The sequence below is a fragment of the Bifidobacterium anseris genome, from assembly GCF_002860345.1.
GTDB lineage: Bacteria > Actinomycetota > Actinomycetes > Actinomycetales > Bifidobacteriaceae > Bifidobacterium > Bifidobacterium anseris.
This window is the reverse complement of the sequence record NZ_NMYC01000002.1, coordinates 1-13,112: the sequence shown is the minus strand read 5'-3', so window position 1 is coordinate 13,112 and position 13,112 is coordinate 1. Positions and strand designations below refer to the sequence as shown.

At 63.3% G+C, this 13,112-nt stretch carries 7 protein-coding genes, 1 tRNA gene and 1 rRNA gene; 5 read left to right on the top strand and 4 right to left on the bottom strand.

Annotation, left to right across the window (positions count from 1 at the left end):
- The first annotated feature begins 92 nt into the window (after nucleotides 1–92).
- Complete coding sequence (locus CGZ88_RS09030) at nucleotides 93–1,661, top strand: GH25 family lysozyme (protein ID WP_207761151.1); 1,569 nt, start codon at nucleotides 93–95, stop codon at nucleotides 1,659–1,661.
- Between the two features lie 101 nt (nucleotides 1,662–1,762).
- Nucleotides 1,763–1,847 (top strand) — tRNA-Ser (locus CGZ88_RS03905).
- 119 nt (nucleotides 1,848–1,966) lie between these two features.
- On the opposite strand, the gene CGZ88_RS03900 is transcribed toward CGZ88_RS03905, so the two are convergent.
- Together CGZ88_RS03900 and CGZ88_RS03895 are read right to left on the bottom strand one after the other, a co-directional pair.
- Nucleotides 1,967–4,012 (bottom strand): glycosyltransferase, encoded by a 2,046-nt coding sequence (locus CGZ88_RS03900; RefSeq protein WP_423734407.1) that lies wholly within the window; start codon nucleotides 4,010–4,012, stop codon nucleotides 1,967–1,969.
- A gap of 34 nt (nucleotides 4,013–4,046) precedes the next feature.
- Entirely contained in the window at nucleotides 4,047–6,533 is a 2,487-nt protein-coding gene (locus CGZ88_RS03895; protein ID WP_207761150.1) for a sulfatase-like hydrolase/transferase, read from the bottom strand.
- 235 nt (nucleotides 6,534–6,768) lie between these two features.
- On the opposite strand from CGZ88_RS03895, the gene CGZ88_RS03890 reads away from it, so the two are divergent.
- Nucleotides 6,769–7,767, top strand: coding sequence for a glycosyltransferase (locus CGZ88_RS03890; protein WP_026645467.1), 999 nt, complete (start codon nucleotides 6,769–6,771; stop codon nucleotides 7,765–7,767).
- A gap of 9 nt (nucleotides 7,768–7,776) precedes the next feature.
- Here the strand turns inward: CGZ88_RS03890 and CGZ88_RS03885 are convergent, their stop codons facing one another.
- Nucleotides 7,777–8,853 (bottom strand): glycosyltransferase, encoded by a 1,077-nt coding sequence (locus CGZ88_RS03885; protein ID WP_165778705.1) that lies wholly within the window; start codon nucleotides 8,851–8,853, stop codon nucleotides 7,777–7,779.
- Nucleotides 8,854–9,099: 246 nt separating this feature from the next.
- Here CGZ88_RS03885 and glf point away from each other — a divergent pair, with 246 nt between their 5' ends.
- Nucleotides 9,100–10,287, top strand: a complete 1,188-nt coding sequence (glf, locus tag CGZ88_RS03880; protein WP_101671140.1) for a UDP-galactopyranose mutase — start codon at nucleotides 9,100–9,102, stop codon at nucleotides 10,285–10,287.
- Nucleotides 10,288–10,391: 104 nt separating this feature from the next.
- Here the strand turns inward: glf and CGZ88_RS03875 are convergent, their stop codons facing one another.
- Nucleotides 10,392–12,164 carry a sialate O-acetylesterase gene (locus tag CGZ88_RS03875; RefSeq protein ID WP_165778704.1) on the bottom strand — a complete coding sequence of 591 codons (1,773 nt, stop codon included), beginning with the start codon at nucleotides 12,162–12,164 and terminating at the stop codon, nucleotides 10,392–10,394.
- Between the two features lie 603 nt (nucleotides 12,165–12,767).
- On the opposite strand from CGZ88_RS03875, the gene CGZ88_RS03870 reads away from it, so the two are divergent.
- Nucleotides 12,768–13,112: ribosomal RNA gene (locus CGZ88_RS03870) — 16S ribosomal RNA — on the top strand; the annotation flags it as partial.

Below are 13,112 nucleotides of genomic sequence, written 5' to 3'. Positions count from 1 at the left end.
TTTTCGAGGGGTGCGCTGCACTGTTGCCATGTTCTCTGACGATGAACGACGGATCGGCGGAATATCCACGTCGTCTTTCTACAATGAGTCGCATGACGCAGCGCAAACGATTTTCGACGCGGGCCATCGTCGGTCTGCTCGTCACTTCATTGACCTTCACAATGTGCACGGTGCAGTCGGCGTTCGCCGACGAGACGGCGCTGGCGGTTCCCGACACCGTACAGACGACGGACACGACCACCGACGCACAGGCAGATGCTTCGGATGCCACGGATACCGCGGCGGATGCTGCGGCGGAAGCGGTGGCAGACGGCTCAACGAAGGACGCCGTTGCCGATCCGCAGCATATGTGGAACCAGAACGACGACGCGTCACAGGCGCGTCCACGCGCACGCTCGGCCATGCGAACGCAGTGGACGACGCGTGACGGCGTCAAGACCTTCCTGCACGGCAACAACGAGGTCTTCGCATCGCCGGCCGCGCAGGTCATCGACGTCTCCGCATGGCAAGGTTCAATCGACTGGGACAAGGTCAAGCAGTCGGGGATCGACGGCGTTATCCTGCGTCTCGGCTACTGCAACAATCTTGATTCGTACTTCGAGCGCAATCTGCGCGAAGTGCGCCGCCTGAAGATTCCCTACGGCATTTATCTGTACAGCTATGCGGACAACGCGAAATGGGGCGCAATCGAAGGCGACTTCGTCGCAAGGCAGATGAACCGGTACAAGCTCGACGACATGATCTACCCGATGTTCTACGATCTCGAGGAATGGTCGACATGGGATTGGGAGGACGGACAACACAGCGTACCGACGACGACGGCGCAGTACAACACCGTCGTCAACGCCTTCCTCAATGCGATGGCGAAGAACGGCCGAAGCAACGTGCGCATCTACAGCTACCTCTACTACTTCAACACGCGGCTCAACCATCCGAACATCATGTCGCGCGCCGGATGGGTCGCACAGTACAACAGTCGCTGCGATTACATGTTCCCCGGCTATGGGGGCGCTCGCGGATGGCAGTACACGCAGTCAGGCGACGTGAATGGCATTGATGGAGCCGTAGATATGAACGCCTTCGATATGACGGTGTTCAAGGACGTGAACCGTTCGACGCCGCATTACGCGGATATCGTCTGGGTTTGGAACAAGCAGATTGCGCGGGGATTCGCCGACGGCACTTACCGCGGCATGAACACCGTCGTGCGTCAGGACATGGCCGCGTTCCTCAGGCGTCTCGCCGCGCAGTACAACGTCGGTGACGCGAAAACATGGAAGCCGTCGGACGCCGACTGGAAGCGCTTCTGCGATGTGAACCGTGGCACGCCGCATGCCGAAGACATTCTGTGGCTTACCCATGCGCGCATCGCCGACGGCTATGCGGACGGCACGTTCCGCGGCACCGTGCCGGTATATCGTCAGGATATGGCTGCGTTCCTCAAGCGGCTTGCCGATCAAGCGCACAAAAGCGCCGGCGTGACGGCGAAGGGATTCAAGGACGTGAACGGATCCACGCCGCATGCCGCCGAAATCGGCTGGCTCGCCGGTGCCGGCATTGCGCAGGGCTATGCGGATGGCACGTTCCGCGGCATGACCGTCGTCTACCGTCAGGACATGGCGGCGTTCCTGCATCGGCTCGGTAACCGGTTGGGCGTCTGACGCCGGCCGCCGCGGCGTCATCGACGCGACACGCCGAAGTTGCGTGTGTCACCGGAAGTGGTATATCCTTTTCAAGTTGCGTGTCTTAGGGCATCGCAGTTGGAGGATTCGCCTAGTGGCCTATGGCGCACGCTTGGAAAGCGTGTTGGTGTAACAGCCTCGCGAGTTCGAATCTCGCATCCTCCGCCCAATTGAAAGCGGGAACCTGTTCGACAGGTTCCCGCTTTCGCGTTCCAGCCCTCTTGCGATCATCCCGAAGCGGCGGTGTGCACAGGATGATCGCAGGACATGGTCAAAGACCGTGCTCAGCCGCGGAAGATCCGCTCCCACATCGCGACGCTGCCGAGATCGGCGGCCTTATAGTCGGCGGCGAGACGGTCCCAACGCTTGAAGAACTCCTTCGAGAGGAACAGTCCGCGCGTGAACTGCGTACGGAACAACGCATTGTCGCGGCGGCACCAGGCGGCCGAATTGCCGTCCGCCGACGTCACGAGCACCGACGTCGCGCCGCGGAACGCACGCCACGTGGCGTCCTTGGCCGCGATGGCGCGCTGCGGACGCTTGTCCGCTGTGCCGTCACGATGCGTCGTCAGCGATTCGAAGACGGCGCCGAAGCATTCCCGCTGCACGCGCTTGCGGCTCTTCGGACGCCCCTGCGGCTCGTATTCGCTTTCCGCCTGCGGGAAATCGGTGAGATTCGCGCGCGTATCGGAGTCGGAGAATCCCTGACGCTCCCGGCGTGCGGTGGCGAGCGCCGTCGGCAGCGCGTCGACCATGTACTGCGGGCCGCGCATGACGTCACGCAGCGCCAGATGCCGCAGCTTCACGCCGGAATACACGAGCCGCAACCCCAGATTCGCGTCGCCGTAGGCCATCTGGTAGAACATCTGCCACTTCGGACGGTCGATGTGCAGCAGCGCGCACACCCAACGGTTGCGGTTGTTGAAATACTCCTCCCACGAGCGTCCCGGATCCTTGTCATGCCACGCCTGATGCCAGACGGCGACGCCCGGCAGACTCACGGTCGCATAGCCGTGCTCCTTCGCGCGCAGTCCGTATTCGATGTCGTCGAATTTGATGAAGGCCGGCAGCGACAGGCCGATCTCCTCCATGACGGCCGTCGGGATCAGACACAGCCACCAGCCGTTGAAATCGGCGTCGAAACGGCGGTGCAGCTTCGGGCAGTCGCGCAGTGGGAACTGCGCGTAGTCATGGTTGTATTCGGCACCAACGCACGGGAACATGCGCACTTCGGTCTTGTCGAAACGCTCGCCCTGCGCATACATGACGGTGCGGTTGTCGAGGTGCAGCATGCCGCCGCCGACGATCGTCGGCGTTGTGCAGTAGTCGGCGAACTGCACGGCGCGGATGATCGATTCGGGTTCGCTGATCGCGTCGTCGTCGAGCAGCATCGTGTAGGCGCTGCGTGACGCCTTGAGCGTTTCGAACATGCCGCGCGAGAAGCCGCCGGAGCCGCCGAGGTTCGCCTGCTGGATGTAGGTGAGCTGTTCGCCGAGCTCGGTACTCACGTCGGCGAATCCCGGCTGGTCGCAGACATGGTCGGTGCCCTGATCGGTGCAGTAGATCGTGTCGAGGCGCGCGCGCACGTTCGCATCGGCGGCGATTGCGCGCAGCTGACGCAGGCAGTAGGGGGCGCGGTTGAAGGTCGCGATCGCGATCGAGAACGGCCGTACCTCGGCTTCGCGGCGCGCCGATTGCGGCACCGCCCATTGCGCGTGCGCGACGTGCAGTTCGGCGTCGATATCCGCCTTCGCGTCGAACCAGAAGAAGCCACCGTCGAGCAGACCGTCCATCGTGATGTCGACGCTCACCGTCGAGGGAGCGTCGGTCGCGTCGACGCGCACTTCGCGCACCGGGTGGATCAGGCCGCGGCCGGTCGAACGCATCAGCTGCAGCACGCCGGCGCCGCGCACATCCGCCGTGAAACGGACAGCGGCCACGCGCGTCCAGCGACGCCAGTAGCTCGCCGGGAACGCGTTGAAATACGTGCAGAACGAGGCGTGACGACCGGCGTGCACGGTGACGGCGTCGCGGCCGTCGACGGTGAACACGGCGGACGATGTGTTCGCGGGCGTGCGTCGGTTCGCGTTGAGCAGCCGACGTAGCTCCGCCTCGTTCATCGCGTCGAAATCAAGCGAATAGAAATCGGCGAACGCGTTGACGACGTCGTCGCTGAGTACCGGACGCGTCCACTCGATCGCGTACAGCGGCATCGTCATATCCGCATCGGTCGTCGGGAACACGACGCGGCTGACGGTCTGCCAGGAGGCGGCCTCCTGCGTGCGCTCGTCGTGCCGTTCGTCATGCTGTGGGGAAGAAGTCACTGCCATACCCGCCCATAGTAGTAGGGGAGGCGGCCGGCGCTCACTGCTTCGGCAGATCCATGAATCCCATGCCGTGCAGATAGTTCTTGCCCATCATCATGTCGTACTGCACTATCTTGTAGTCGGCGAGCAGCTGCTTCGCCTTCTTCGAGAACCGCTTGGGATCCATCTCCTTGCCTTCGGCGTCGAGATAGGTGACCGATGAATCGGCCGACCAGGTGCCGCCGTTCGTCACGGCGCGCGACAGCGCCGGGATCTCCTGATGCAGCTCGGTGAGCAGTGCGAGGTACGGCGAGACGCGCGCGTTGAGCTGCTGCGCCGTCTGCGCCATGAAATAGTTCGACGACGAATACGCCGCGTCGGACGCCGGCAGTTTCGTGCCGTGCGTCGCCGACGCCTTGTTCGACCAGATGAAGTAGTCCGTCTCGTGCAGCGCGAGGCTGTTCTTCGGATCGTTGACGGCCGTCGAATAGATGCCGGGCAGATGGTCACCATAGAAGACGACGGTGATCGGCTTGTCGATCGCGTCGAGTTCGTCGAGGAACTGCTGCGTCGCCTCATCGGTGCGCTGCAGGCCCTTCGCGTAGTTGGCGATGACGCCCTTCTCGCCGTCCGGCACCGACGATTCGTTTGCGGCGAAGAACTCGTTCTCGTCGCCGTAGATGCCCGGATATGGCGCATGGTTCTGCATCGTGACGAGTTCGATGAACTGCGCCGGCTTGTTCGCGTCCGCGTTCGCCTTCACCTCGTCGATGACGTTGCGGTACGCCTGCTCGTCGGTGACGGTGTCCGACTTGCCGCTCTTGCCCTGATAGGTGCCGGCGTACTTGATCTTCGGGTCGCTGTCGAGCGTGTACAGATGCGAGAAACCGAACTTCCTGTAGTTCGCGTTGCGCAGATAGAAGCGCTGCAGGAACGGGTGGAAGCCGACCGAGCAGGCGTCGGAGCCGCAAGCCTTGTTCCACATCTGGTTGAAGGCGAAGACCTCCGGACGCGTCGGCAGCAGCTGCTGGTACGGCGAGAGCAGCGAACCATTGAAGTTCGCCATCGACAGGCCGGTCATCTGCTGGAATTCGATGTTCGCGGTGCCACCGCCGTAGCCGGGGGACAGCATCAGGCCGCTCGTCGTCGTCTCGCCGAGGGCGTGCACGTTCGGTATCGGGTCGACGTTGAAATGGACGCCGGGGACACGGTTCGGGTCGGAGAAGGTCTCCGACAACACGTTGATGACGGTCGTGTCGGTGAGCGTCGCATTGCGTTCTGCGTTGATTGTCGCCGCCTGCTTCGCATAGCGGTCGTTGATCTTCTGCATCATCGCCTCGTCGTAATCAGGTTCTTCCTCCATCGCCTTGACTCGCGTGAGCGACAGGAAGGTCGTCGCGGCACCGTTCGCGCGTGCGTCGTCGCCGACGTTCCAGATGATCGGGGAGTAGCCGATCTCGTTGACGAATTCACGGATCGACGAATGCGCCGACGACAGTCCGCTCGCGTAGCTGACGATCAGCCAGATGCTCAGCACGGGCGCGAGGATGCGGCAGATGTTGCCGAAGATGTTCTTCACGCTCCTGATTGGGTGGAGCCACGAACAGTGGATGAACGCGCGGCGGCGATCGAGGAACTGCAGCACGATGCAGATGACGACGAACCAGATGATCAACGGCACGCCATGGTCGATGATCGGCCGGTACTCGTCGGTGACGAAGCCCGCGACGCTTTCGCCGTCGCCGCCGCCGCTGAGGAAGCCGAGATCGGAGGGGAGGATCGGCTCGGTGCGCATCGCGTATTTGATCTTGCACGCGAAGGCGTAGACGCCGGCGAGCGCGCCGAAGATGGCCGTACCGACCCAGAAACGGTTGATGACGGTTACGCACACGAGATAGATCATCGCGAGCGCGAAGAAGTTGAGGATGCCGGCGACCGACGACAGACTGTGATACGAGCTGTCGAGGATCTGCCGGAAGAACGAATGCTCGAGTTCGGGATCGTACATGTGCTTTGTGTCGATGCTCCACAGCAGCATCATGTCCGCGACGAGCACAAGCGCGAAGGCGACGCACAGATACGCGCCGTACGAGTATTTCGGCCGCTTGTTCCAGATCCGGTAGAACTTCGTGTCGGTGAACCGTTTCCACTGCCGCTTGACCGTCGCGATTGGATGGAAGCCGGGTTTCGCGGGGGCGGTGTCCGTGGATTCGGTGGATTCGGTGGATTCTTTGGATTCGGCGGCTGCGGATTCGTCAGCAGTTGCAGATCCGTCGCTCGTCGTGCCGGCATCTGCGGCATCGCCTTCGTTAGCTGCGGCGACGTCCACGTCTGCGTCCCCGTCACTCGCATCGACACCCGCGTCCGCATCCTGAGTCGTCTTCTCGCCGACGGTCGTCGCGTTGTTGTTCCCGTCGTCGTTCACATCGTCGTTCGCGTCGTCGGCGTCCAGATCGATGATCTCGACGTCCTCGATGTCGACGGCGGCTTCGTCCGCGTCGTCGGAACGTCGATTCGTCGACTGCGGCAGCTCGGAATCACGCATCGTGCTGGGCCTTTCTGCATGGGATCGCAACAGCGCGGACACTGCATTGCGGTGAAACGGTAACGGAAACGTGATTCGGCGGACACGGCGTGGCGGACCGTGCGGCATCGCGTGCGACGCCGCGTTTCCGACTCATGACAGGCCATTGTAACGTCGCCACCTGATTACGTCCCGTCGCCGCGCATATGTCGGGTGCCGGCGGCTATCGCCCATATACGCCCATATAATGGCGGCTATGCAATACTCAGTGACCGCCGTCGTCGTCTCCTACAACCGCAAGCAGCTGCTTGAAGAATGCCTCGACGGCATCCTCGGACAGACGCGCCGCCCCGACCGCATCATCATCGTCGACAACGCGAGCACCGACGGCGCACGTCAGGTCGCCCACGACTTCGCCGAGCGTTCGCCGATCGTCACGAAAGTCATCGGACTTCCGCAGAACGTCGGCGGCGCCGGTGGCTTCTGCGCCGGCATCGCCTACGCGGTGGGCAGAGGCATGGGCAACAAGAAGAACCTGCCGAAGCCGGGAGCCGTCGACTATCTGTGGTTGATGGACGACGACACGGTGCCGACGCCCGACGCGCTCGCCGCGCTGCTGCGCGCCTGTGACCTGTGCGTCGAGACGAACGGCTGCCTGCCGACGGTCCTCGGCTCGAAGGCCGTGTGGGTCGACGGCCGCGAACATCGGATGAACAGGCCGCGTCCGCGCGCCGCGCTCGCGAAGGGCGCGCGCACGATGCGCGACGGCGCGTTCCAGGTGCGCTCGCTGTCCTTCGTCTCCTGCCTGATTAACGCCGGCGCCGTCCGCGGGCTGCATCGGCTGCCGATCAGCGCGTTCTTCCTGTGGAACGACGATTTCGAATACACGAGCAGACTGCTGCGCGACGGCATCGGCTACTACGTGCCGACGAGCGAAGTCGTCCATAAAACGAAGCGTTTTGGCTCTTCCGACGCTGATCCCGGCGAGCGTTTCTACAACGAGGTGCGCAACAAGATCTGGATGTTCCGATTCTGCGGCGACGACTTCACGTTCGGCGGCAGGATCACATTGCTGCTCAAGACGCTGCGCCGCTGGGTCTTCACATGGCTGCGCGCCGGCGACCGCGCGCAGATCACGCAGTGCCTGCGCGATGGATGGCGTGACGGCTGGCACACGCGACCGGAATCGAACAGCACGATCTTCGCCGACGTCTACCCGCCGATCGCGACCTACGTCGACTGGATCGAAGTCTGAACGATGATGTCACTGCAGCGGCGGCGCGTGCGGCTCGGACGTCGCTGATGACGCGGGCATTGTTGATGACGTGGACGTCGCTCTCGCGTCTTCGCGCGGCGCCGCGCTGTGACGGCCGTGCTGCGGCGGCAGTGGCGGCTGCGGCGACGTAGCGATCTCGGTGTTGTGCCGCGACGTCATCGAACGGTACGCGCGCTTGCGCAGCGACGTCGGAATCACGCGGTAGGCGGCGCGGACGAACACGTTGCGCAGGAATTGCCACGGCGTCGTGAAACCATCACGCAGGAAACGCCACTGCAGCTTCAGTTCGTCGCGGAACATCTCGCTGCCGCCGCGGCGCTCGTACGCGGCCTCGCTCGTACGGTACAGCACGAGCGGCTGCGGCACGTTGAGGAATCGCGCATGGGCGAGCATCAGCCGCTCCCACAGCATGTAATCCTCGAATCTGCCGGAATGCTCGGGATAGCCGCCGGCGTCGAGCACCGTCGACTTGCGGAAGACGACGCTCGGATGATGCACCGGCGACTGCAGGCGCGCATACCGCTCAAGGTCGGCGCCTTCGGCCGGCAGCATGCGGATCTGACCGGGGTCGTCCTCGTCGTCGCTGAACTCGCGGATCGCGCTGCCCATCACATCGACCGGGCGACGCGACTGTTCATCGGTATGCGCGGCGTTCGAACGGCGCACGAACAGCGGTATGAGCGTCGCGAAACGGTTCGGCAGCGACACGTCGTCGCTGTCGGCGCGCGCGACGATATCGTATTGGCAATGTTGCAGCCCGACGTTGAGCGCATGCGCAAGTCCACGGTTCTCGTCGAGCGGCACGATCGTCACTTCGGGCACCGGCTCGTCGGGATGCTCAGCCGTGAACCACACGGACATCGTCGACTGCAACGTGTCGAGATAACGCTGCACCGGCTCCTGCACGGCGCCGTCGCGCACGATGACGATCTGCGACGGCGGCAGCGTCTGCTCGATCGTGCTCGACTGGACGGAACGCTCCACCTCACGCAACGAATTGCCCCCGTACACCGCCATCAGCAGCGTGAAGGGGGGCGTCGTCTCCCGGCGTTCCGTTTGGTTCATGCAACCTATCGTAAACCACGGCCGTGGCCGCTTGCGGCGCCGCAAGCGCGCGGACGGCGGCCACGGCCGGCGGAATCGGCGGTCCGATGCGGAATGCGCGCGACCTCGTCCCGTCGTGTGCATACCGCGTTTTAAGCTGGTGCCGAATGCGCGCCGCGTCTTGCCACGCCGGCGCGGCAACGTGAACGTCCATGCGGTAACGCTTTGCGGACGTCATCGATTCGTATGTTTTTCGGAAGGACATCTATGACCTCGAACGAGCGCAATGCCATGCCCGATCTGGTGATCGTCGGCGCCGGTATCTTTGGTCTGACCATCGCGCAGCAGGCCGTTGAGAAGCTCGGCGCGCATGTGACGATCATCGACGTGCGTGACCATATCGGCGGTAACGCCTATTCGTATATGGATCCGCAGACGGGTGCCGAGATCCACAAGTACGGCGCGCACCTGTTCCATACGTCGAACGAGCGCGTGTGGGATTATGTGAATCGTTTCACCGATTTCACCGATTACGTGCATCGTGTGTACGCGACGCATGACGGCGAGGTGTTCCCGTTGCCGATCAATCTGGGCACGATCAACCAGTTCTTCCGCGCGAACTACACGCCGGCGCAGGCGAAGGCGCTCATCGAGGAGCAGGCGGGCGAGCTGGCGGGCACCGATCCGGCGAATCTCAACGATCAGGGCATTTCGCTGATCGGCCGTCCTCTGTACGAGGCGTTCATCAAGAACTACACGGCCAAGCAGTGGCAGACGGACGCGAGCGAGCTGCCGGCGAGCATCATCAAGCGTCTGCCGGTGCGTTTCAACTACAACAACCGTTACTTCAAGGACACGTGGGAGGGTCTGCCGAAGGACGGCTATACGGCGTGGCTTGAGCGGATGATCGACGATCCGCGCATCACTGTGCAGCTGGAGACCGATTTCTTCGATGAGACGCAGCCGCTGAACAAGAAGGCGCTGCTCGAGGCGGCCGTGCCGGTCGTCTACACCGGTCCGGTCGACCGTTATTTCGACTATGATCTGGGCGAGCTCAAGTGGCGCACCGTCGATTTCAAGGAGGTGCGCTATGACGAGGGCGATCATTTCGGCTGCCCGGTCATGAACTTCTCGGACGCCGATGTGCCGTATACGCGTGCGATCGAGTTCAAGAATTTCAATCCGGAGCGCGCGGCCGAGCAGAATCCGGACAAGACGGTGGTGTGGGAAGAGTATTCGCGTTTCGCCGATCGCGACGATGAGCCGTACTATCCGATCAACACCGACGAGGACAAGGCGTTGTACGCGCGGTACAAGGCGAAGGCCGCCGCCGAGCCGAAGGTCGTGTTCGGCGGACGTCTCGGCACGTACGCGTACTACGACATGGATCAGGTCTTCGATCAGGCGCTCACGTCCTTCGAAGAAGAAGTCGCGCCGCTGCTTGAGCAGCGCTGAGCGGCGTAATCTCAGTCGTATCTGTCGTCATCATCGGCGAGGCCGGGCGTGATTCCGCGGAATCACGCCCGGCCTTTGTTGTTGTCACATTGTTGTCGCCGTTGTCATGAGACGTCAATGATGAACGGACTCGCCGGCAGTGCGTCGTTGTACAACAGCCGCCGCGCCTGCGGATCGTTCGCGTAGAGGTAGCGCACGGCGCGGATCTCGTCGACGGTATCCGACCGCAGCACGACGCCGTCGCCGTCGATCGCCGCGCGCGCCGGCACGAACACGCCATCGGATCCGGCGACTTCGAATCCTTCAATGGTGCCCGTCGTCGGCGTCGCGATGTCGTCGACGCCCGCCCTGACGTCGCGACGGGGCACGCGCACGTTGAGCGCGTCGGCGGTGCCATCGACGAAACGCAGGCGCACCGTGCCCGGTTTCGTCGCGCCCGTTGTCGCTTTTTCGATGATCGGGCCGTTGGGCACCGCCTCGCCGCGCGTCATCGCAAGCCACTGTGCGGCCATGCGCGCGCCGAGCACGTCCTTGCCGAGCGGGTGAATGACAGCGTCGGTGCCTTTGTCGGTGTCGATTGCGACGGTCATTGCAACGTTGTCAAGATTCGCAAGCCGCGCATCGCCGAGCGTGTCGAGCTGCCGCTGACGGATGCCACGGAAATCCTGATCCGTGGCGTAGCGCGCGAGCTGCACGTAGAGGAACGGCAGGTCGGCATCGTCGAAATCGTCACGGTACTGGTTGATGAGCGCGACCATCCGCTGTGTGTAGGCGTCGACGTCGGCTGCACGCGACGCGTCGGCGCAACCCTGATACCACAGGACGCCGGCGAAACGCATGCCGCGCAACGGCTTGATATGGCTCGCATAGATGTCGCCGCCCGCCTCATGACGCGCGATCGGCGTGCCGCCCCACGCCGTCTGCACGACGCCGACCGGAATCAGCGGCTGCGCCTGACGCACATGCGCGGCGAACTGCTGCGCGAGCAGACTCATCGGCCGCACCTGCTGCGCGTCGGACGCCGGCAGCCAACGGCCGCTCGTGACGGCACGCGCCGGGAAACCGACGTCGCCAGCTACGCGGTCGGCGGCGACGAAGCGCACATCGGCGTCCACGAGCGGCTTCGGCAGGTCGTTCATCGTGAACTGGCCGCCGAGGTTGGCCTGCTGTTTGCTCGCATCGCCGTAGTACTGGTCGACGTTGAGCTCCATGTTCGACTGTCCGGACGCGAGGAAGACGTCGCCGAAGACAACGTTCGCGAGCACATGCACCGGCGTCGCGCCGTCGCGGAACTCGATGACGTACGGCGTCTGCGAGCCGGCGGTCGGCGTGAACTCGGCGGTGAAGGTGCCGTCGTCGTTCACATGGGTGACCGCCTCCTTCGTGCCGTCGGCGCTGACGGCGCGTACGTTGAAGGCGTTGAAGGCGGCGGGCTCGGCGGATTCGGTGGACTCGGTGGATTCGGGGGAGGTGGCCGCGTGGACGGTGCCGCGTATGGTGAACGGTTCGTCGCGTTGGACGACCATGTTGTCGCCGTAGAAGGAGGGCAGCGTGACGGTTGTGCCGCTGCCGTGCTGCGTGGCGACGACGGACGTTTCGCCGCTGCCGTTCCGCTCGTCCGCGCCGCTGCGCATGAGGCCGCCGATGACGATACCGACGATGACGCACACGACCACAAGCGCGCCCCAGACAATCGCCCAGAAGGTCGCGGTGTGGCGGTGGGCGCGTGTGGTGAGCGGTGTGGCGGGGTTCGCGGTGCTGGCAGAGGCCTGCGGGCCCTCGGCGGCGGCGGGGTTGGCGGGCATGGTGTCCGCGGAGGCGGTGTCTGCCGTCTCGTTACGTGGTTCGTGGTGTTCCTCTGGCTGCTGTCTGCTCATGTCATCCATAGTGACCTGCCGAGTTGACGACGCCAGCCCGTTTGCGACCTTTTCCAGCGGGGTGGGTGCCGGTCGCGTTCGCTGGGCGGCGCTGAGTGATCACGGTTGGCGTGGTTTGCGTCGGTGACGTTCGCTAAGACCTCTTTGCGCGAACGCGGTTGGCATGTTCCTTGCCGGTGGCGTTCGCTGGGGTGGGGCGTAGCGTGGGTGGACTGGACGGGTTGGGGTGTGGTTGTGGTGGTTTGTGACACGCCGTGGAGGGGTTGTGTTTGTTGGGTTTTGGTGGTGTGGGTTTGTGTTTTGGTTTGGGGTGGTGTAAATTTTCTTCTTGCTGCCGCTCACGGCTTGCTGGTCTGGTTGACTGGTCGGGTTGTGGGTGTGTGTGGTGGTTTGAGAACTCAATAGTGTGTACTGTACTACTTCATCATGCGACTGACTTCGTGTTGGTTGTGTGGTGGTCTTTGATTGCCAGTCCGATGCCCGCCCGTGTGGTACCCGAGGGGGTTTGATGGGTGTCGGGGTTTTTGTGTGATCGTCCTTCCTTATTGGATGGTCCGTCTTTTTCTTTTGTGAGTCATCTGTTGGATGTCTCCATGAATGTTTTTTGTGGAGGGTTCGATTCTGGCTCAGGATGAACGCTGGCGGCGTGCTTAACACATGCAAGTCGAACGGGATCCCTGGCAGCTTGCTGCCGGGGTGAGAGTGGCGAACGGGTGAGTAATGCGTGACCAACCTGCCCCATGCACCGGAATAGCTCCTGGAAACGGGTGGTAATGCCGGATGCTCCGCGCCCCTGCATGGGGGTGTGGGAAAGGCTTTTGCGGCATGGGATGGGGTCGCGTCCTATCAGCTTGTTGGCGGGGTGACGGCCCACCAAGGCGTTGACGGGTAGCCGGCCTGAGAGGGTGACCGGCCACATTGGGACTGAGATACGGCCCAGACTCCTAC

Coding starts and splice junctions, on each gene's coding strand:
- CGZ88_RS03895 (WP_207761150.1), bottom strand. CDS start 6,533: ATGCGTGATTCCGAGCTGCCGCAGTCGACGAATCGACGTTCCGACGAC.
- CGZ88_RS03875 (WP_165778704.1), bottom strand. CDS start 12,164: ATGAGCAGACAGCAGCCAGAGGAACACCACGAACCACGTAACGAGACG.
- CGZ88_RS03900 (WP_423734407.1), bottom strand. CDS start 4,012: ATGGCAGTGACTTCTTCCCCACAGCATGACGAACGGCACGACGAGCGC.
- glf (WP_101671140.1), top strand. CDS start 9,100: ATGACCTCGAACGAGCGCAATGCCATGCCCGATCTGGTGATCGTCGGC.
- CGZ88_RS03890 (WP_026645467.1), top strand. CDS start 6,769: ATGCAATACTCAGTGACCGCCGTCGTCGTCTCCTACAACCGCAAGCAG.
- CGZ88_RS03885 (WP_165778705.1), bottom strand. CDS start 8,853: ATGAACCAAACGGAACGCCGGGAGACGACGCCCCCCTTCACGCTGCTG.
- CGZ88_RS09030 (WP_207761151.1), top strand. CDS start 93: ATGACGCAGCGCAAACGATTTTCGACGCGGGCCATCGTCGGTCTGCTC.